At 71.6% G+C, this 20,775-nt stretch carries 14 protein-coding genes; 5 read left to right on the top strand and 9 right to left on the bottom strand.

What is annotated here, in order from left to right:
• Nucleotides 1-29: 29 nt before the first annotated feature.
• The 6 genes from STRVI_RS32870 to STRVI_RS32895 all read right to left on the bottom strand — a co-directional run bounded on the left by STRVI_RS32870 (nucleotide 30) and on the right by STRVI_RS32895 (nucleotide 9,005).
• Nucleotides 30-2,996, bottom strand: a complete 2,967-nt coding sequence (locus STRVI_RS32870) for a M14 family metallopeptidase (RefSeq protein WP_014059879.1) — start codon at nucleotides 2,994-2,996, stop codon at nucleotides 30-32.
• 260 nt (nucleotides 2,997-3,256) lie between these two features.
• Nucleotides 3,257-4,246, bottom strand: coding sequence for a DNA-binding protein WhiA (gene whiA / locus STRVI_RS32875; RefSeq protein WP_014059880.1), 990 nt, complete (start codon nucleotides 4,244-4,246; stop codon nucleotides 3,257-3,259).
• A complete protein-coding gene (locus STRVI_RS32880; protein WP_014059881.1) occupies nucleotides 4,237-5,256 on the bottom strand; it encodes a gluconeogenesis factor YvcK family protein in 1,020 nt (339 codons plus the stop codon). The genes whiA and STRVI_RS32880 overlap by 10 nt, the downstream gene beginning before the upstream one ends.
• Entirely contained in the window at nucleotides 5,253-6,188 is a 936-nt protein-coding gene (gene rapZ / locus STRVI_RS32885) for an RNase adapter RapZ (RefSeq protein WP_014059882.1), read from the bottom strand. The genes STRVI_RS32880 and rapZ overlap by 4 nt, the downstream gene beginning before the upstream one ends.
• On the bottom strand, nucleotides 6,185-8,395 hold the full coding sequence (gene uvrC, locus STRVI_RS32890) for an excinuclease ABC subunit UvrC (protein ID WP_014059883.1): 2,211 nt from the start codon (nucleotides 8,393-8,395) through the stop codon (nucleotides 6,185-6,187). The genes rapZ and uvrC overlap by 4 nt, the downstream gene beginning before the upstream one ends.
• A gap of 184 nt (nucleotides 8,396-8,579) precedes the next feature.
• The gene (locus tag STRVI_RS32895; protein ID WP_014059884.1) at nucleotides 8,580-9,005 is read right to left on the bottom strand and encodes a Rieske (2Fe-2S) protein; all 426 of its coding nucleotides are present in this window, start codon (nucleotides 9,003-9,005) and stop codon (nucleotides 8,580-8,582) included.
• A gap of 228 nt (nucleotides 9,006-9,233) precedes the next feature.
• Between STRVI_RS32895 and STRVI_RS32900 the strand changes: the two genes are divergently transcribed.
• Both STRVI_RS32900 and STRVI_RS32905 read left to right on the top strand, forming a co-directional pair.
• Nucleotides 9,234-10,304, top strand: a complete 1,071-nt coding sequence (locus tag STRVI_RS32900) for a LacI family DNA-binding transcriptional regulator (protein ID WP_014059885.1) — start codon at nucleotides 9,234-9,236, stop codon at nucleotides 10,302-10,304.
• Nucleotides 10,301-11,251: a carbohydrate kinase family protein gene (locus tag STRVI_RS32905; protein WP_014059886.1), complete on the top strand. Its 951-nt coding sequence runs from the start codon at nucleotides 10,301-10,303 to the stop codon at nucleotides 11,249-11,251. The genes STRVI_RS32900 and STRVI_RS32905 overlap by 4 nt, the downstream gene beginning before the upstream one ends.
• A gap of 78 nt (nucleotides 11,252-11,329) precedes the next feature.
• On the opposite strand, the gene uvrA is transcribed toward STRVI_RS32905, so the two are convergent.
• A complete protein-coding gene (gene uvrA, locus STRVI_RS32910; protein ID WP_014059887.1) occupies nucleotides 11,330-14,362 on the bottom strand; it encodes an excinuclease ABC subunit UvrA in 3,033 nt (1,010 codons plus the stop codon).
• Between the two features lie 230 nt (nucleotides 14,363-14,592).
• On the opposite strand from uvrA, the gene STRVI_RS32915 reads away from it, so the two are divergent.
• The 3 genes from STRVI_RS32915 (at nucleotide 14,593) to STRVI_RS32925 (ending at nucleotide 17,426) form a co-directional block, all read left to right on the top strand.
• Nucleotides 14,593-15,324 carry a maleylpyruvate isomerase family mycothiol-dependent enzyme gene (locus STRVI_RS32915; RefSeq protein ID WP_043240596.1) on the top strand — a complete coding sequence of 244 codons (732 nt, stop codon included), beginning with the start codon at nucleotides 14,593-14,595 and terminating at the stop codon, nucleotides 15,322-15,324.
• A gap of 4 nt (nucleotides 15,325-15,328) precedes the next feature.
• The gene (locus STRVI_RS32920) at nucleotides 15,329-15,985 is read left to right on the top strand and encodes an MBL fold metallo-hydrolase (RefSeq protein WP_014059889.1); all 657 of its coding nucleotides are present in this window, start codon (nucleotides 15,329-15,331) and stop codon (nucleotides 15,983-15,985) included.
• A gap of 130 nt (nucleotides 15,986-16,115) precedes the next feature.
• Nucleotides 16,116-17,426: an MFS transporter gene (locus STRVI_RS32925; RefSeq protein WP_014059890.1), complete on the top strand. Its 1,311-nt coding sequence runs from the start codon at nucleotides 16,116-16,118 to the stop codon at nucleotides 17,424-17,426.
• Nucleotides 17,427-17,516: 90 nt separating this feature from the next.
• Here STRVI_RS32925 and STRVI_RS32930 read toward each other — a convergent pair whose 3' ends face one another.
• Nucleotides 17,517-18,521 carry a TerC family protein gene (locus STRVI_RS32930; RefSeq protein WP_014059891.1) on the bottom strand — a complete coding sequence of 335 codons (1,005 nt, stop codon included), beginning with the start codon at nucleotides 18,519-18,521 and terminating at the stop codon, nucleotides 17,517-17,519.
• 223 nt (nucleotides 18,522-18,744) lie between these two features.
• Nucleotides 18,745-20,733 carry a TerD family protein gene (locus STRVI_RS32935; protein WP_014059892.1) on the bottom strand — a complete coding sequence of 663 codons (1,989 nt, stop codon included), beginning with the start codon at nucleotides 20,731-20,733 and terminating at the stop codon, nucleotides 18,745-18,747.
• Between the last annotated feature and the right edge of the window lie 42 nt (nucleotides 20,734-20,775).

Raw genomic sequence — 20,775 nt, forward strand, 5'->3', positions numbered from 1 at the left:
CCGATTCAGTCACGATTTGTCACGCGCTGTCAACGACGCAGCGCACGCAGCGCGTCGGCCACCAGCCGGGCCCTCTGGGCGGCGTCCGGGACATGCTCCAGGCCGAAGCCGAGCAGCACGGTGTCCCGGGTGGTGACGCCCGCGACGGTGTGGAAGAGTTCCCGGGAACGGGACCAGTCCCCCGAGTTCGCCGGGCTGCCCTCCGGCGCCGCCGAGGTCGACCAGGGGCCGAGCGCGGTCTCGAAGCCCTCGGAGTCCTTGGCGGTGCCGCCGACGGTGAACTCGGTGCTGTCCACGAAGGCGCCCCGCCCGCCGGTGCCCGGGTCGGTGACGTACGAGACGGCCAGCTCGGCCTTCTTGCCCGCGTAGCCGCTCAGGTCCACGGAGACCGGCCGCCACCCCTCGGAGGAGCCCGTCAGGCTGTTCCAGGCTCCGGTGCTGCCCTGCGCGCCGCAGCCGTCGTCGCCGGGGGTCAGGTAGTGCTTCAGGAACGGGTGCAGATTGAGCAGGAAGCCCCCCTCGCACTCGGTGGGCACCTCGGTGGAGGAACCGCCGTTCGCGTCGGGGAGGGTGGTCCAGTCGTCCTGGCCCGCGGTGTGCGCCTCGATGACCACATGGTCGTAGCCGGGCTCGGTGTCATAGCTGAGCCGGAAGGCCAGGGCCGGTTTGTCGGCGGCGGCCACACCGGTCAGGTCCACCCTACGGGACAGTCGCATCCAGGAGTTGTCACGGTGTCCCGCGGCCGCCATCCAGTCGCCCTCATAGGGCTGGTACGGGGTGCGCGTGCCCGGGTACGCCCCCGCGCCCGCGCTGCGGAACCGGGGGAAGTCCTTCGGCGGCAGCACATCGGAGGTGACCGTGTAGGCGCCCGCGGCGTCCAGGGGGTTGCCGGGGGCGTCGCCGAGGCTCGCGCCGGTGCCCGCGAGCGCGCCGGCGCCCTGGAAGGCGGTGGGCGACTTCAGGGTGAGCCGGCTGTCGGCGCCCAGGTAGTACTGGCTGAAATCGTCCGTGTCGGCCGGTCCCACCTCGGAGCTGCCGCCCGCCCGCTCACCGGTGGTGATCAGCTTGCCGCCCTCGTTGAGGAAGTCGCGCACCGCGAGCAGGGTCGGGCCGCCGGGCCGTTCGGCGCCGGTGTACCAGAGCACGGTCCTGAAGTGGCTCAGCACCCCGAGCGCGGACGGCGCCCCTTGAGTGGCCACGTCCCAGACGGCGGCCTTACGGCCGTTGTCGGCCAGCGCCCGGGTGTACGCGGCGGTGTGCCGGGCCGGGGAGCTGCCGCCCTCCTCGGCGATCACCAGTGTGTCGGCCCTGGGCCGCTTGGCCACGGTGTAGGTGAACGACTCGCTGACGGTGCGCTTGCCGCTCTTCGTACGGCCGGTGAACCAGACCTTGATCTGCTGCCCGGGGTCCGCTCCCTTGACGGCGGCGCGGTACTGGTCGAAGAGGACGTTGTCCTCGCCGCCGTAGGTCTCGCCGCCCTGCCACGCCTTCAACGAGGCGGTGCGGACGCGGCCGCCGTCCACGCGGTAGTTGAGCCGCTTGTCGCGCACACTCTTGCGGACGGTGACGGCGACGTCCTGGTCGCCGCCGCGGGCGTAGGACGTGGTGAAGGTCTCCGGGGTGAAGTCGGGCGCGGTCAGGCCGACGGACGAGGACGGCCGGTCGGGGTGCTCGGCGGTCTCGGCGACGGAGAGCGCGAAGGGGATGTTCTTGGTGAACTCCTGCGCGATCAGCTTCTCGTCGTCGGGGAAGGTGAAGACGGACGCGCAGTCACGCGGCTGCCAGGCGTCGTTCGGGTCGACGCCGGAGGCGGTCTGACACGTCGACATCTCCGGGGTGAACATCATCATCCCGTTGACGTTCGCCGCGTGGCCGTCGGCCTCGCCGTTGGTGGTGTACAGCTCGGAGGAGACCTGCGGGTGGTACCCGGGGATCGCGGAGTGCTCCGGAGTGCCGGCCAGGGACTTGTAGAGGACGTCGTCGGGGGTCGGGGTGGCGACCTGCCAGCCGACGCCGTAGAGCAGCAGTTCGGCGGCCGAGTGGTAGTTGATGCCGTACGTGAAGCCGATGCGCTTCTCGAAGGCGTCCAGCGCCTTGGTCTCCGGCTCGGAGCCGGGGGCGGGCCCCCGGTAGGTCTCGTCGGCCGGGTCGGCGGACGAACCCTCGTTGTCGTAGCCCCACTTGTAGCCGAAGTTGCGGTTGAGGTCGACGCCGTCGCCCGCGGTGATCTTGCCGTCGCCGTTGTTGTCGCGCAGGTTCTTGCGCCACTGGCGGTTGTCCGGGCTCTGATGCGTGTAGTCGTAGCCGTCCGGGTTGGCGGACAGGACGAACCACAGTTCGGTATGGTCCACGATCCGGGTGACGCGGTCGTCCTTGCCGTAGTTGTCGAGGTAGTAGTGCATCAGCCGGCGGGTCATCTCCGGCGTGATCCACTCACGGGCGTGCTGATTGGACATGTACAGCACCGACGGCTTGCTGCCGTCGCGGGTCTTCCCCGCGCCCTTGCTCAGCTTGAGGGCGAGGATGTCCTTGCCGCGGCCGGTCTTGCCGATGCTGACGACCTTGGCGAGGCCGGGGTGGGCCCGGCCGGTCTCGACGATCTCCTGCTGGAGCCCGCCCTGGCCGCTGTAGGGGCGGAAGACGCCGTCGCCCGCGGCCTTCAGGCGGTTGCTGGTCGGTGCGGAGATCTTCTTCTCGGTGAGCCGCACGCCCTTGCCGCGCAGCGCGGCGGCCTGCTTCCCGGTGAGGTAGAGCTCGACCGGGCCGGAGCCCTTCCCGGGCACCTGCCGCCCCAGTTCGGTGCCGTCCGCTCCGGCGCGCAGCAGCAGCGGAATCTGACCCTTGGTGACTTGGGCGGTCCATACGGACAGCCCGTCGCCGGCGGGGTTCGCCGGCGGTTGTGCGGGGGCCGCGGGTGCCGCGGCCAGTCCCCCCAGAAGCAACGCGGCCAGTGCCACCACCGCGCCGCTCGATCTCACCGTGCGTCTGAGCTTCATCAGCCCCCCTGGCTGTCGTGTGAAGACCCGCGGGTGCGCAGGCGCACCAGACTTGTCAGGACACATGGTCATGTCAACAGCGGCGCGCGGAACCGGTCCGTACATGACCCTGGGGACGGATACGCCCCCGGATCGCTCGCGTGATCCGGGGGCGCGGGGCGCGGCTTCGGTGCCGCTCTCGGGGCGGTCGTTCTGGGGCAGCGGCTCTGGAGGCGGCCGCTCTCGGGGCGGCCGCTCGGGGGGCTGCCGCTCGGGGGCGGTCAGCCGACCATGCCCTCGGCCATCTCCTCGGTGAGGCTGGACTCGGTGCCGGGGATGCCCAGGTCCTGGGCGCGCTTGTCGGCCATGGCCAGCAGCCGGCGGATGCGGCCCGCGACGGCGTCCTTGGTCAGCGGCGGGTCGGCGAGGGCACCCAGCTCCTCCAGGGACGCCTGCTTGTGCTCCATGCGCAGCCGGCCGGCCGCGGCGAGGTGCTCGGGCACCTCGTCGGCCAGGATCTCCAGGGCGCGCTGCACCCGGGCCCCGGCGGCGACGGCGGCACGGGCCGAGCGGCGCAGATTGGCGTCGTCGAAGTTGGCGAGGCGGGTGGCGGTCGCCCGCACCTCGCGCCGCATCCGCCGCTCCTCCCAGGCGAGGACCGACTCATGCGCCCCCAGCCGCGTCAACAGCGCGCCGATGGCGTCACCGTCCCGGACGACCACCCGGTCCACCCCGCGCACCTCGCGCGCCTTGGCGGGGATCTGCAGCCGGCGGGCGGCGCCGACCAGTGCGAGCGCGGCCTCCGGGCCGGGGCAGGTCACCTCCAGGGAGGACGAGCGGCCGGGCTCGGTGAGCGAGCCATGGGCGAGGAAGGCCCCGCGCCAGGCGGCCTCGGCGTCGCAGGTGGCGCCGGAGACGACCTGCGGCGGCAGTCCGCGGATCGGCCGGCCGCGGCCGTCGACCAGGCCGGTCTGTCGCGCGAGCTGGTCACCGCCCGCCACCACCCGCACCACGTACCTGCTGCCGCGGCGCAGCCCTCCGGGGGCCATCACCACCAGATCCGAGGAGTGGCCGAAGATCTCCAGGATGTCCTTGCGCACCCTGCGGGCCGCGATCCCGGTGTCCAGCTCCGCCTCGATCACGATGCGCCCGCTGACCAGGTGCAGCCCCCCCGCGAACCGCAGGATCGCCGAGACCTCCGCTTTCCGGCAGCAGGTCCGGGTGACGGGGAGCCGGGAGATTTCGTCCTTCACCGCTGCCGTCATCGCCATGGGCCGATCCTTCCATGCATCCGAAAAATACGGTCGTACGCGGCCGCCAGAAGCTCCGGGTCGTGCTTCGGGGCACCGTCGGTCGCGGCCACCGGCGCCAGCTCGACCGTGCCGCCCAGCCGCTTGGCCGCGTCGCACAGACTGCTCTGGTCGGGGACGGCGGCCTCATCGGCCAGCACCACGTCGAAGGCGAGTTTAGGGGCGTGTCGGGCCAAAACCTCCAAATGACGCTGCGGAGAGAAGCCATCGGTTTCTCCCGGCTGAGGGGCGAGGTTCAGTGACAGCACCCGCCGGGCCTTGGTCTCGGTGAGCGCCTGGAGCAGATCGGGGACCAGTAGATGCGGGATCACGGAGGAGAACCAGGAGCCGGGCCCCAGCACCACCCAGTCGGCGTCCCTGACCGCCTCGACGGCCTCGGGGACGGCCGGCGGGTCGTGCGGCACCAGATGGACCGACTGCACCTCGCCGCGGGTCAGCGCCACGGTGGCCTGCCCGGCGACGGTGGACACCTCGTCCGGGCGCGCCGGGTCATGGCCCCGGACGTACGCCTGGAGCTCCAGGGGGACGGCCGACATGGGCAGCACCCGGCCATGGGCGCCCAGCAGCCTGCCGACCAGGTCGAGCGCCTTCACGTGGTCGCCGAGCTGCTCCCACAGGGCGACGATCAGCACATTGCCGACCGCGTGGCCGTGCAGCTCGCCCTCGCTGATGAAGCGGTGCTGGATGACCCGCGCCCAGGTCTGGCCCCAGTCGTCGTCGCCGCACAGCGCGGCCAGGGCCTTGCGCAGATCGCCGGGCGGCAGCACGCCCAGCTCGTCGCGGAGCCGTCCGCTGGAGCCGCCGTCATCGGCCACGGTGACGACGGCGGTGAGGTCGCCGGTGATCCGGCGCAGCGCGGCGAGCGACGCGGACAGGCCCATGCCGCCTCCGAGTGCGACGACCTTGGGCTGCGCGCTCCGGCTGGTCCGTGCTCCGACCAGCCGTCGCAGCCGCTTGGTACGAATGGTCACTCGCGCCCCATGTCCCGGTGGACGATGACGGTCTCCACTCCCTCGGCGGCCAGCCGCGGGGCGAGCCGCTCGGACATCGCCACACTGCGGTGCTTGCCGCCGGTGCAGCCGATGGCGATGGTCACATAGCGCTTGCCCTCGCGGCGGTAGCCCGCGGCGATGAGCTGGAGCAGCTCCGCGTAGCGGTCGAGGAACTCCTTGGCGCCGGGCTGGTTGAAGACATAGCTGGAGACCTCCTCGTTGAGCCCGGTGAAGGGGCGCAGCTCGGGGACCCAGTGCGGATTGGGCAGGAAGCGGCAGTCCACCACCAGATCGGCGTCGACCGGCAGCCCGTACTTGTAGCCGAACGACATCACGGTGGCCCGCAGCTCGGGCTCCTCCTCGCCCGCGAACTGGGGGTCCATCTTGGCGCGCAGCTCATGCACGTTGAGGCTGGAGGTGTCGATCACCAGGTCGGCGTCGCCGCGCAGCTCGCGCAGCAGATCGCGCTCGGCCGCGATGCCGTCCACGATCCGGCCGTCACCCTGGAGGGGGTGCGGGCGGCGCACGGATTCGAAGCGGCGCACCAGGGCCTCGTCGGACGCCTCCAGGAACAGCACCCGCCGCTTGACGCTCTTGGCGGCGAGGTCGGCGAGGGACTCGCGGAGGTTGTCGAAGAAGCGGCGGCCGCGGACGTCCACCACCACGGCGATCCGGGCCACATTGCCCTGGGAGCGGGCGCCCAGGTCGACCATGGTGGGGATCAGCGCGGGCGGCAGGTTGTCCACGACGAACCAGCCGAGGTCCTCCAGACACTTGGCCGCGGTGCTGCGGCCCGCGCCCGACATTCCAGAGATGATCACCAGCTCGGGGATGGCCGCCGCCTCGGCGGGCTCGCCCGACGTGCCCGTATTCACCTGCGCTCCGTCTCCATGGTTCTCGTGCTCGGTCATGGTCTCGTCCCCCCGTTCGATGAGGACGCCGCACCGGCGGCCTCGTCCTCGATGATCTCTCCTGTGGCGGTGTTCACGGCGGGCGCGGCCGGGGCGGACCCGGCGAGCGCCGCGGCGACCGTCTCGGCCGTCTTACGGCCGACGCCCGGCACCTCGCAGATCTGCTCGACCGTGGCGGCGCGCAGCCGCTTGACCGAGCCGAAATGCTTCAGCAGCGCCTGCTTACGGCTGTCGCCGAGGCCCGGAACGGAGTCCAGCGGCCCGGCCTTCATCGACTTGGCGCGCTTGCTGCGCTGGTAGGTGATGGCGAAGCGGTGGGCCTCGTCGCGGACCCGCTGGAGGAGGTAGAGCCCTTCGCTGCTGCGGGGCAGCACCACCGGGTCCTCCTCGTCCGGCAGCCACACCTCCTCGAGCCGCTTCGCGAGGCCGCAGACGGCGACATCGTCGACACCGAGCTCGTCCAGGGCCCGTTGGGCGGCGGCCACCTGCGGCTTTCCACCGTCGACCACGACGAGCTGGGGCGGGTAGGCGAACCGCTTCGGCCTGCCCTCCTCGTCGATCGGGCCGGAGGGGCCGTCGGAGGGGCCGTCGAGGGCCCGCCCGGGGGGTGCCTGCCCGGAGGGTGTCTGCCCGGGGGGTGCCTGGCCGGGGGGTGCCTGCCCGGAGGGTGTCTGCCCGGGGGGTGCCTGGCCGGGGGGTGCCTGGCCGGGGGGTGCCTGGCCGGGGGGTGCGGTGACGCCGCTGACGCCGGTGGCCTCTGTGTCCTCTGTGGCCCCGGTGGCCTGTTCCTCCCACTCCCCCGTTTTCTGCTTCTCCATCAGATAGCGGCGGAAGCGGCGGCTGACGACCTCATGCATGGAGCGGACATCGTCCTGCCCGGCGAAGCTCTTGATCTGGAAGCGGCGGTACTCACTCTTACGGGGGAGCCCGTCCTCGAAGACCACCATGGAGGCCACCACGTCATCTCCCTGCAGATGGGAGATGTCGAAGCACTCGACGCGCAGCGGGGCGGAGTCCAGCCCCAGGGCCTCGGCGATCTCCTCCAGCGCCCGGGAGCGCGTGGTGAGGTCGGAGGCGCGCTTGGTCTTGTGCAGCGCGAGCGCCTGCTGGGCGTTTCGCTGGACGGTCTGCATCAGGTCCTTCTTGTCGCCGCGCTGCGGGATGCGCAGATCGACCAGGGAGCCGCGGCGCTCGGTGAGCCACTGGGTGACCGGCTCGGCCGGGTCCGGCACGGCGGGCACCAGGACCTCCTTGGGCACGGCGTCGCCGCGCTCCTCCCCGTAGAGCTGCTGCAGGGCGTGCTCGACCAGCCCGGCGGTGTCGACGGCCTCGACCTTGTCGGTGACCCAGCCGCGCTGACCGCGCACCCGGCCGCCGCGCACATGGAAGATCTGGACGGCGGCCTCCAGCTCGTCCTCGGCGACCGCTATCAGATCGGCGTCGGTGGCGTCGGCGAGAACCACCGCGTTCTTCTCCATGGCGCGCTTGAGCGCCCCTATGTCGTCGCGGAGCCGGGCCGCCTTCTCGTACTCCATGTCCTCGGCGGCCTCGTGCATCTGCTGCTCCAGGCGGCGCAGATAGGTGCCGGTGCGGCCGGCCATGAAGTCGCAGAACTCTTCGGCGAGTTCGCGGTGCTCCTCGGCGGTGACACGGCCGACGCAGGGGGCCGAGCATTTGCCGATATAGCCGAGCAGACAGGGGCGGCCGATTTGAGCGGAGCGCTTGAACACCCCGGCGGAGCAGGTCCGGACGGGGAACACGCGCAGCATCAGGTCGACGGTCTCGCGGATGGCCCAGGCATGGCCGTAAGGGCCGAAGTAGCGCACGCCCTTCTTCTTGGCGCCGCGCATCACCTGGACCCGGGGGAATTCCTCGTTCAGGGTCACGGCGAGGAAGGGGTAGCTCTTGTCGTCGCGGTACTTGACGTTGAACCGGGGGTCGAACTCCTTGATCCAGGAGTACTCGAGCTGCAGGGCCTCGACCTCGGTGGAGACCACGGTCCACTCCACGGCGGCGGCCGTGGTGACCATGGTGCGGGTGCGCGGGTGGAGATTCGCCAGGTCCTGGAAGTACGACGAGAGCCGCGGGCGCAGGCTCTTCGCCTTTCCTACGTAGATCACCCGGCCGTGCTCATCACGGAACTTGTAGACCCCCGGCGACTCGGGGATCTGTCCCGGCTTGGGGCGGTAGCTGCTCGGGTCGGCCATGGTCACCACCCTACTTGCGGGGAGTGACACATCCGGGCCCTCGGGACGGGGTCGGCCGAGGTCCAGTGGATTTGGGGATTCCGCGGCCGCTCGGGCGCGCGCCGGGCGCCCGCTCAGGCGTCAGGACCCTCAGCCACCGGGCGCCCGCTCAGCGTCAGGACCCGCTCAGGCACCGGGCGCCCGCTCAGGCGTCGGGGCCCGCCACGAGCCGTCCGCCCTTCGCGGTGACCGGGATCGACGGCAGCGGCTTCTCCGCGGGCCCCTGGAGGACCTTGCCGGTGCGGGCGTCGAACTGGCTGCCGTGGCAGGGGCAGTTGATCTTGCCGTCCTCGACGCTGTCGACGACGCATCCGGCATGGGTGCACACCGCGCTGAACGCCGTGAACTCGCCCTTGGCGGACTGGGCGACCACCACCCGCTGCTCGCGGTAGATCTTGGCGCTGCCGACCGGGACGACACCGGCCGAGCCGAGCTCGACGGGGGCGGTGGGCGTCGAGGACGTCTTACGGCCCGAACCGTCCGGGGAGCAGGCCGCCGCCCCGAGCCCGGCGGCTCCGGCCAGCGCGGCGCAGCACAGCAGGGTTCGGCGGGAGGCGGGCTGGCTGGACATGTAGGGCTCCTGGGGGTGTGAGGGCCCTCCGACCATACCGGCACGGATCCCTCCATTCGTCGCCGCCTCCCAGGGGCGGCGTAAGCGCTTGCGCAAACGTTTACGTCGGACCGCGGATGCGATACGTTACGTGCCCCCGGGGCCCGGTGACCTCCATGAATCGGTCTTAGGTCCCGGAAACCGACGACCCGACAACCCGACGACCCTCGACGCGGAGGACCGCAGCGGATGGCAACCATGGTCGACGTCGCCCGGCGTGCCGGGGTGTCCGTGGCCACCGTCTCGCATGTGCTCAACGAGACCCGGCCGGTCCGCCCGGACACCCGTAAGGCCGTGCTGGACGCCATCGACGACCTCGGGTACATCCCCAATACGCTGGCGCGCTCCCTGGTGACCGCGCGCACCCGCTCGATCGGGCTGGCCGTCTCGGCGATCAGCAATCCGTACTTCACCGAGATCCTCCAGGGTGTCGAGTCCAGCGCCCTGGAGCAGGGGTACGGGCTGCTGATCGCCGATCCGCATGACGATCCCGAGCATGAGCGCAAGGTCGTCCGGCTGCTGCATGAGCGGCGGGTGGACGGCGTGATCGTCGCCCCGTCGGCCGAGCCCGCCGGGCTGCTGGAGTATCTGGCCCGCCGTAAGATCCCCGCCGTCTTCCTGGACCGGCTGGTCGGCGACGCCCATGACCAGGTGTGCGCCGAGAACTCCCGCCCCGTCGAACAACTGGTCCACCATCTCGCCGGCCTCGGCCACACTCGCATCGGACTGGTGGCGGGGCTGCCGGGGCTGAGCACCACCACCGAGCGGATCGCGGGCTACCGGGCCGGGCTGGAGCGGCACGGGCTGCCGTGCCGCCCCGGGCTGCTGGCCGAGGGCCACTCCGAGGCACCGGGCGCGCAGGACGCCGTCCACCGGCTGCTGGCCTCCCCCGAGCCGCCCACCGCGATCATCACCGCGAACAACGCGATGACCATCGGTGCGCTGCGCGCCCTGCGCACGGCGGGCCTGAGCGTGCCCGACGATCTCGCGCTCGTCTGCTTCGACGACTTCTCCTGGGCGGATGTCTTCTCCCCCGGGCTCACCGCGATCTCCCAGCCCAGCCGGGAGGCCGGCGCCACCGCCGTCCGGCTGCTGCTCGACCGGCTGGAGAACCCGGGGCGGCCGCCGCGCACCGTCCGGCTGCCCTGCGCCTTCGTCCACCGCACCTCCTGCGGCTGCGTGGCCGAAGCCCCCGACCGACCGCTCGACCACCCGCTCCCCGGAACCCCCGGACTCCCCGGAAAGGACCCCGTCTCGTGATCGTCGTCGCCGGAGAAGCCCTGATCGACCTCGTGCCCGAGCGCACGTCGAGCGCCGCGGCGGGCGACCGGCTGCCCGCGCTGCGCCCGGCGCGCGGCGGCGGCCCGTACAACACCGCGCTGGCGCTGGGGCGGCTCGGCTCGCCCACCGCGTTCTGCTCACGGGTCTCCACGGACGGTTTCGGAGAGGCGCTGCTGGAGGGGCTACGGAAGGACGGCGTGGACACCGCGCTGGTGCAGCGCGGCCAGGAGCCCACAACCCTCGCCGTCGCCTCCATCGGGACCGATGGCTCGGCCGGATACGGCTTCTATGTGCAGGGCACCGCGGACCGGCTCTTCGCCCTGCCGCCGTCCCTTCCCGAGGGGGTGAGCGCACTGTCGCTGGGCACCTGCTCGCTGGTGCTGGAGCCGGGCGCGAGCGCGTATGAGGCGCTGCTGCGGCGTGAGGCCGCGCGTGGTGTCTTCACCACGCTGGACCCCAATATCCGCACCGGCCTGATCCCCGACGCCGACGCCTACCGGGCCCGCTTCCAGGGCTGGCTGCCCCATGTCGGCCTGCTGAAGCTGTCCATAGAGGACGCGCGGTGGCTGGCCGACTCGGAGGATGCGGAGGATGTGGAGACGGCCGTGGGCCAGTGGCTGGCGGCGGGCCCGGCGGCCGTGGTGCTCACCCATGGCGGGGAGGGGCTGAGCGTACGGCGCCAGGACGGCTCCGTGCTCTCGGTGCCGGGCGAGCGGGTGGACATCGTGGACACCATCGGGGCGGGCGACACCGTGAACGCCGCACTGCTGCACCGGCTGGCGGGGCACCAGGCGCTGTCGGCGCCCGCGCTGGCCAAGCTGGACGAGGCGGCCTGGCTCGATGTGCTGGGCTTCGCCGCCCGCGCCGCCGCGATCACCTGCTCCCGCGCGGGCGCGGAGCCGCCGTACGCCTCCGAGCTGGCCTGACCCCACCCCGCGCACGCGAACGCCGCGCCCGGTCGAGCCGGGCGCGGCGTGGCGTATGGCAAGCGCGGGGGCCGGGGGCTACTTCGCGGCCGTCCGCTTCGAGGCGACCGTGGACTTGGCCGCCGCCTTCTTGGCCACGGTCTTCTTCGCCGCGGTCTTCTTGGCCGCCGTGCTCTTTGCGGCGGCCTTCTTGGCGGGCGCCTTCGTGGCGGGCCCCTTCGTGGCGGCCGCTCCGCCGTTGCGCGCGGCGGGCACCGTCGCGTCGCTCACCCAGTCGCCCAGCATGTCGCGCAGGAACTTCCCGGTGTGGCTGGCCGGGACGGAGGCCACTTCCTCCGGGGTGCCCTCGGCGATCACCAGACCGCCGCCGCTGCCGCCCTCGGGGCCCATGTCCACAACCCAGTCGGCCGTCTTGATCACATCGAGGTTGTGCTCGATGACGATCACGGTGTTGCCCTTGTCGACCAGACCGGAGAGCACGGTGATCAGCTTGCTGATGTCCTCGAAGTGCAGACCGGTGGTCGGCTCGTCCAGGACGTACACCGTGCGGCCGGTGGACCGCTTCTGCAGCTCGCTCGCCAGCTTGACGCGCTGGGCCTCACCGCCGGAGAGGGTCGGCGCGGGCTGCCCGAGCCGGACATAGCCGAGCCCGACCTCGTTGAGCGTGCGCAGATGGCGCGCGATGGTGGGCACCGCCTCGAAGAAGTCCAGGCCCTCCTCGATGGGCATGTCCAGCACCTCGGCGATGGACTTGCCCTTGTAGTGCACCTCCAGGGTCTCCCGGTTGTAGCGCGCGCCGTGGCAGACCTCGCACGGCACATACACATCCGGCAGGAAGTTCATCTCGATCTTGATGGTGCCGTCACCGGAGCAGTTCTCGCAGCGGCCGCCCTTGACGTTGAACGAGAACCGCCCGGGCTGGTACCCGCGGACCTTGGCCTCCATCGTCTCCGCGAACAGCTTGCGCACATGGTCGAAGACGCCGGTGTACGTCGCCGGGTTGGAGCGCGGGGTACGGCCGATGGGCGACTGGTCGACATGGACCACCTTGTCGACGAGATCGTCGCCGGCGACCCGGGTGTGCCGCCCCGGAACCGCCCGCGCACCGTTCAGCTCGCGGGCCAGATGGGTGTAGAGGATGTCGTTGACCAGCGTGGACTTACCCGATCCGGAGACACCGGTGACGGCGGTGAGCACCCCCAGCGGGAAGGACACATCGATGTCCTGGAGGTTGTTCTCCCGGGCGCCGTGGACCGTCAGATGCCGCTTGGGGTCCACGGCCCGGCGCGCCGACGGCAGCGGAATGGCCTTCTTGCCGGACAGATAGTGCCCGGTCACCGAGTCCTCGTTGACCAGCAGCTCGCTCAGCGGCCCGCTGTGCACCACCTTGCCGCCGTGCTCACCCGCGCCCGGGCCGATGTCCACCACCCAGTCCGAGGCCTTGATGGTGTCCTCGTCGTGCTCCACGACGATCAGGGTGTTACCGAGGTCGCGCAGCCGCACCAGCGTCTCGATCAGCCGGTGGTTGTCGCGCTGGTGCAGGCCGATGGACGGCTCGTCCAGCACGTACAGCACACCGACCAGACCGGAGCCGATCTGGGTGGCCAGCCGGATGCGCTGGGCCTCGCCGCCGGAGAGGGTGCCCGCGGCGCGGTTGAGCGAGAGGTAGTCCAGGCCGACGTCGACCAGGAACCTCAGCCGCTCGTTGACCTCCTTGAGGACCCGCTCGGCGATGGTCTTCTCGCGCGGGCTCAGCTCCATGGCGCGCAGGAACTCGGCGCATTCGCTGATCGACATCGCCGAGACATCCGCGATGGACTTGTCCTGCACGGTGACCGCGAGAACGATCGGCTTGAGGCGGGTGCCCTCACAGGTGGGGCAGGGCACCTCGCGCATATAGCCCTCGAACCGCTCCCGGCTGGCGTCGCTCTCCGCCTCCGAGTGGCGCCGCTTCACATAGGGCACCGCGCCCTCGAAGGCCGTGGTGTACGCCCGCTGGCGGCCGTAGCGATTGCGGTAGCGGACCTCGATCTGGGTCCGGTGGCCGTTGAGCAGCGCCTTCTTGGCGCGCTGCGGCAGCCCGGCCCAGGGGATGTCCGTACGGAAGCCGAGCGCGTCGGCGAGCGCTCCGACCAGCCGCCCGAAGTAGTCCTTGGTGTGGCCGTGGGACCAGGGGTGGATGGCACCCTCGTCGAGCGACTTCTCCTCGTCCGGGATGATCAGCTCGGGGTCGACCTCCATCCGGGTGCCGATACCGGTGCAGTCCGGGCAGGCGCCGAAGGGCGAGTTGAAGGAGAAGGTGCGCGGCTCCAGCTCCTCGAAGGACAGGTCGTCGTACGGGCAGTACAGATGCTCGGAGAACATCCGCTCCCGCTGCGGGTCGTCCTCGTCGAGGTCCACGAAGTCGAGGATCACCATGCCGCCGGAGAGGCCGAGCGCGGTCTCCACCGAGTCGGTCAGCCGGCGCTTGGCGCTGTCCTTGACGGTGAGGCGGTCGATGACCACCTCGATGGTGTGCTTCTCCTGCTTCTTCAGCTTCGGCGGGTCGGAGAGCTGGACCGTGGCGCCGTCCACCCGGGCGCGGCTGTAGCCCTTGGTCTGGAGATCGGAGAAGAGGTCGACGAACTCCCCCTTGCGCTCGCGCACCAGTGGGGAGAGCACCTGGAAGCGGCTGCCCTCGGGGAGCTCCAGCACCCGGTCCACGATCGCCTGCGGCGACTGGCGGGCGATCGGACGGCCGCACTCGGGGCAGTGCGGCTTGCCGATGCGGGCGAACAGCAGCCGGAGGTAGTCATAGACCTCGGTGATGGTGCCGACGGTCGAGCGCGGATTCCGTGAGGTCGACTTCTGGTCGATCGACACCGCGGGGGACAGGCCCTCGATGAAATCCACATCGGGCTTGTCCATCTGCCCCAGGAACTGGCGGGCGTAGGAGGAGAGCGACTCGACGTAGCGGCGCTGCCCCTCGGCGAAGATCGTGTCGAACGCGAGGGACGACTTGCCCGACCCGGACAGCCCGGTGAAGACGATGAGCGAGTCGCGAGGAAGGTCGAGTGAGACGTTCTTGAGGTTGTGCTCGCGAGCGCCACGAACGATGAGACGGTCGGCCACGCCGGTCGGCACCTTTCTTGAGAGTGACGGGGTGCGCCGAGCCCGCTCGCCGGGGCGGCCCTGCCGGACGGAGCAGAGGCGGAGCGGAGCGAAACCCCCAACCCAGGGTATGGGGGCACGACGACGATGTCTTAAGGATGCAGCACACCGAGCGTATAGCACGCACATTCGATTTGCTGACGACGGGAGCCGACTTCACCCGATCGAGTGGTGCGGACTACAGTCTGGTCATGACCGACTACGTCAGGGACGCCCTCGCCGTACAGGAGGCGACGGATCGGCTACTGACCGCCGTCGCCGCTCTCGACGACGCGTCCCTCGCGAGCCCCTCGGAACTCCCCGGCTGGACCCGCGGCCATGTCCTGGCCCACCTGGCCCGCAACGCGGACGGCCTGGTGAACCTGCTCACCTGGGCCCGGACCGGCCAGGAGACCCCGATGTACGCCGACGCCCAGACGCGCGACGCCGAGATCCGGCGCGACGCCGCCCGGCCGCTTGCCGTCCACCTGGACGACCTGCGCACCAGCGCCACCCGCTTCGACACGGCGGCCACCGCACTGCCCCCGGAGCGCCTGCCGTACGAGGTGACCCTGCGCGGCGGAGTCCGGGAGCGGGCGGCCGGGCTGCCACTGCGCCGCCTCGGCGAGGTCGAGCTGCACCATGTCGATCTCGGTATCGGCTACACCGTGACGGATCTGCCCGCCACCTTTGTCGAGAGCCAGCTCACCCTGCTCATCCGTACAAGGTTCGCCGGGCGCCCGGATATTCCCCCGCTGCGGCTGGCCACCGGGCCCGGTGAAGAGGATGTCCGGCACACCGGCCGCCCCGCCGCCCCCGGGGAGTCCCCGGTCACCGTCACCGGCTCCCCCGCCGCCCTGCTGGGCTGGCTCACCGGCCGTACGGACGGCTCCGGCCTCTCCTGCCCCGACGGCCCCTTGCCCGTCCTCCCCGCACTAGGCTGAGGCCATGACCTACAGCGGAGTAGTGACGGTCGGTGGACCGGCGGACGTGCACGAACTGCCCGATCTGATGATCTCGAAGGTCGCGGTCGGCCCCATGAACAACAACGCGTATCTGCTGCGCTGCCGGGCCACCGACGAGCAGCTCCTGATCGACGCCGCCGCCGAGCCGCACACCCTGCTCTCCCTGATCGGCGAGAGCGGCATCGCCTCCGTCGTCACCACCCACCGCCACCAGGACCACTGGAGCGCGCTGCGCGAGGTGGTGGACGCCACCGGCGCCCGCACCTACGCGGGCCAGTACGACGCCGAGGGCATCCCGGTGCCCACCGATGTGCCGGTCGCGGACGGCGACACGGTGCGGGTCGGCCGGGTCGAGCTGACCGCGCGCCATCTGGTCGGCCACACGCCCGGCAGCATCGCCCTGGTCTACAACGACCCGCACGGCCATCCGCACGTGTTCACCGGCGACTGCCTGTTCCCGGGCGGCGTCGGCAACACCTGGAAGGACTCCAAGGCGTTCGAGAGCCTGATCAACGACGTCGAGACCAAGCTCTTCGACCGGCTTCCGGACGAGACCTGGGTATACCCCGGCCACGGCGACGACACCACGCTCGGCGCCGAGCGCCCGCACCTCGAGGAGTGGCGCGAGCGCGGCTGGTAGGGCGCCGGTGGCGCGCGCGGCTCGCAGCGGCGCGCTCACGGCCCCAGAGCGCCGCGCGCCTCCGTACGCCCCGTGACCCCTGGCGGCCCATGCCGGTTGTCGCGTCATGCACCATGACCGCTCTCCGTCCATGGCCCGCCTCGCCGCCGCGTCCCTGGCCGGCACCGCGATCGAGTTCTACGACTTCTTCGTCTACGGCACGGCCGCCGCGCTCGTCCTCGGCCCGCTGTTCTTCCCCACCTTCTCGCCGCTGGCCGGCACCCTCGCCGCCTTCGGCACCTTCGCCGTCGGCTTCGTCTCCCGGCCGCTGGGCTCGATGCTCTTCGGGCCCATCGGCGACCGCCACGGGCGCCGGCCGGTGCTCATCGCCTCCCTGCTGCTCACCGGCGTCGCGACCGTCGCCGTGGGCTTCGTCCCGACCTACGACTCGGTCGGCATCGCCGCCCCCGTCCTGCTGCTCGTGCTGCGCTTTCTGCAGGGGCTGGGGCTCGGCGGCGAATGGGGCGGCGCGGTGCTGCTGACCGCCGAGCACGCGCCCGCGGAGCGGCGCGGGCTGTGGTCGGGCTTTCCACAGGTCGGCCCGGCCATCGGCTTTCTGCTGGCCAACGGCACGATGCTGACGCTGTCGGCCACGCTGAGCGATGCCGAGTTCCGGTCCTGGGGATGGCGGGTGCCGTTCTGGGGCGCGGGGCTGCTGGCGGGCGCCGGGCTGCTGCTGCGGGCCCAGCTCACCGAGTCCCCGCGGTTCCAGGAGCTGACCGAGCAGGGTGACCGGGCCGCCGCGCCGCTGGCCGAGGTGGTGCGCGGCCACTGGCGGCTGGTCCTGCTGACCGCGGGCGGGCTCGCGGTGGGCTATGCCGTCTTCTACGCGGTCACGACCTGGTCCCTGGCGTACGGCACGGAGCGGCTCGGTGTCGCGCGCACCACGCTGCTGGGCTGCATCATGGCGGCCGTGGCGGTCATGGGCGCCCTGACGCCGCTGGCGGCCCATCTCGGCGACCGCTTCGGGCGGCGGCCGCTGTGCCTGGTGGGCTGCGTGGCCACCGTGGCGTGGATGTTTCCGCTGGTCGCGCTGTTGCGCACCGGTGAGCCGCCGCTGATGTTCCTCGGCATCCTGGGCGCGCTGCTCGCCTTCATCAGCATGTTCGCGGTGACCTCGGCCTATCTGCCCGAGCTGTTCGAGGCGCGGGTGCGCTGCACGGGAGCGGGACTCGGCTACAACCTCGCGGGCGTCCTGGGCGGGGCGCTCACGCCGATCGTCGCGACGGCGATGTCCCACGGGGACGGGCCGCCCTGGGGCGTCGCCGTGTATCTGACCGCCGCCGCGCTGCTGAGCCTGGGCTGCTTCGTCCTGCTGCCGGAGACACGGCCGACGGCCGACCGCCCGGATGGTGGACGATCGGCCGTACGGCCTCTGGAGGCCGGGGAGGCGGCTGTGTGAGCCGTCTCCCGGATCCGGGACGCGGACAGTCGCCGCACGCCTTCTGACGCCGTCGGGCGTGTCAGGGCGGTGACGCCGCGGAAGACACCGTCAGACGTCGACGCTGTCCTTGTCCCGGGCCCGGCCCTCCCCGCTCCCCGCCTCCGCCAGGGCCTGTTTCTTCGAGGCGTAGAGACTGGTGACCGTCGTGACGGCGAGCACCGCGCAGATGACGCCGAGCGAGACGGGGATGCTGATCTCCGGGACATGCACCCCGGCTTCGTGCAGCGCGTGCAGCACCAGCTTGACGCCGATGAAGCCGAGGATGATCGACAGCCCGTACGAGAGGTGGACCAGCTTCTTGAGCAGGCCACCGATGAGGAAGTAGAGCTGGCGCAGGCCCATCAGCGCGAAGGCGTTGGCGGTGAAGACGATGTACGGGTCCTGGGTGAGGCCGAAGATCGCGGGTATCGAGTCCAGCGCGAACAGGACGTCCGTGGTGCCGATCGCCAGCATGACGATCAGCATCGGGGTCATCAGCCGTTTGCCGTTCTCCATGATGAACAGCTTGGTGCCGTGGTACTGGTCGGTGGACGGGAACCGCTTCTCGACCGCCTTGAGCAGCCGGTTCTCCTCGAACTCCTCTGTCTCCTCATCGGCCCGCGCCTCCTGGACGAGCTTCCAGGCAGTCCAGATGAGGAAGGCGCCGAAGATGAAGAAGACCCACGAGAAGGTCGAGATGATCGCGGCGCCGGCGGCGATGAAGACCGCGCGCAGCACAAGGGCGATGAGCACGCCCACCATGAGCACGCGCTGCTGGTAGATCGTCGGCACGGAGAACTTCGCCATGATCAGGACGAAGACGAAGAGGTTGTCGACGCTCAGCGACTTCTCGGTGATGAAGCCCGCGAAGAACTCACCGGAGGGCCGGCCGCCGGCGAAGACCAGCAGCCCGAGCCCGAAGAGCGCGGCGAGAGCGACCCAGACGGCCGTCCAGATCCCGGCCTCCTTGATGGAGACCTCATGCGGTTTTCGGCCGCCTATGAAGAAGTCGGCGGCGATGAGGGCGCAGAGGCCGACGATCGTCAGCCCCCACATGGTCACGGAAACGTCCACAGTTCCTCCGGCATTCGTACGGCAATCTCAGCGTCGTCGCTGCCGGAGGTCTCTTCCGCCCATGGACCGCGCCACGGACCGGCGCCCCGGGATTCCGTCCGGCCTCCTGGGGCCGGACGGAAATCCGTGGTGACGGGAACACCGCTACAGGAGTACTCCCCTCCGCGTATACGAGGGTACAGGAATTCCCATGGAAGAGTAAAGAGATGGACAAAAGCCCAGGTCAGTTGCCGTATGACGGGCGGGCCCTGGCAGCCTTCAGAGCCTTCGCGGCCCGGCTCGCCTCCCCCAGCACCTGGTCCAGCACCCGGCTGCCCCGCGGCACCATCGACGGCTCGTACGTCCACGCATGGCCCACCCAGGGGTCGGCGAGGTGGTCGTCGGCGACCGGAGTGAGCCGCAGCAGCGACCGCCACAGCGGGTCCAGCACCGGACCGTAGGCCCGCGCGTCCTCACGGTCGGCGACCATCATCAGATGCACGCCCACGGCGGGCCCCTCGTCCGCCAGATAGCGCAGTTGGGTGACGGCCCGGTCGTCGAAGCCGTGCGGGAAGTCGTGGACGATCAGCAACTGCTCTGCGGTGTCCAGATCGGGCGGCAGCGCGTCCGTGGCACCGCTGCGGACCGCCATCTGCACCAGGTCGACGCGCCGGGTCAGGGCGGCCAGCACCGAGGAGACCCCCTGGGCTCCGGCGGCCGGCGGCTCGGCCAGCGCGCCCGACCCCACCAACGGGGCGAACGAGCCCGCGGCCGAACCCGCCGGGTCGATCACATGCACCGCGATCTCCCCCGCCGGATAGACGGCCAGCAGCCGCGCGGCGATCGCGACCGCCGCGTCCGCGGCCAGCCTGCGCAGCTCACCGGAGTCGGCCGGCCCCTCGTCGAACCCGCCCGAACGTCCGGCGTCGATCCACAGGCCCCGCTCCAGCGGCAGCCGCACCAGCATGGGGATGCGCAGACCGGTGCGCTCCGGGAGGTGCAGATCGCCCACCCGCAGGGCCATCGGGACCTCCATCGGCACCTGGTACGCCTGCCACACCGGGCTGTCCCAGCGGGCGTAGGCGGGCGGCAGCGCGGGCTCCACCACCTCGGCCTCGGCGGTGAGCTGCGCCAGATCGCGGTCGAGGGCGGCGCGGGCCTGCTCGACGAGGTCGGTGTGCTTGGCGCGCGCCGCGGCGCGGGCGGAGTCGGCGGCCGGGCCCACCCGGGTCCGCGGGTCGGAGAGCACCCGGTCCAGCTCCTGCTCCATCCGGGACTCGGCGAAGTCCACGGCGCTGCGGTAGGCCGCGGCCGTCCGGGCCAGGTCCTCGAACATCCCCCAGACCTGGTTGTAGAGCCGCTCGTCCATGGTCCAGCCGGAGGCGTCGCCCGCGACCGGCTGGGCGGGCTGTCCGGGTGCGGCGGGCGGCGCGGTGGGGGCGGGCGTGGGCGGCGCGGCCGTACGGCGGCCCGGGTGCTCGTAGTTGACGGGCACTCCGGGGGCGGGCGTGCCCTGTGGCTGCTGCGTCGGGGGCTGCGGCTGGTCGGGGGCCGGGTCGGCGCTCGCAGGGGCCGGATCGGCGCCGCCGCTCGCAGGGACCGGGTCGGCGCCCCCGCCGGCGGCCGTGCGCACCCGGCCGTCGCCCTCGGAGCGGGGCCGGGGCTGGGCGACCGAGCGGGCCATGCCCCGCGCCACCGCCTCGTTGATCCGCGCCGCGAGGTCGGCGGCCTCCGCCAGCCCCTGGTCGTTCAGCATGGCGGCCAGCCCGCCCGCGTACCCCTGGCCGACGGCGCGCACCTTCCAGGCGCCCTGCCTGCGGTAGAGCTCCAGGGCGGTCACCGCGGACTCCGAGTCCAGATCGGTGATGGTGTAGCCGGCGATCTCGGTGCCGTCGAGGCCGGTGACGGCGACGAACGGCGCGGCCATGACGCCGAACCGGGCCGGGCCGCCGACGCCGGCCGGCAGCGCGAGCAGCACGGTGACCCGGTGGATGTGGCCGGGCATCGCGTCGAGGTCGACGGCGAGCCGGTGGTCGGCCGCCGCCTGTTTGGGCACCTCTATCCCGGCGAGCTGGGGCGAGGCGGGATGCGCGACCCATTCCGCGCCGTGCACCGTGCCCCGCTCATCGCCGAGTGTCGCCCCGGCCACGATCGGATTGCCCGCAGAGATCCGGATCTCCAAACGGGTCTGGGGCAGGGGGTGGTTCTGCCCTCGGACCAGCTCGGCCGTCATGGCTGCGTCCCCTCGTTGTATTCCGCTGATGCCGTAGGTGTG

Origin of the sequence: Streptomyces violaceusniger Tu 4113, assembly GCF_000147815.2 — a bacterium.
GTDB classification, from domain to species: domain Bacteria; phylum Actinomycetota; class Actinomycetes; order Streptomycetales; family Streptomycetaceae; genus Streptomyces; species Streptomyces violaceusniger_A.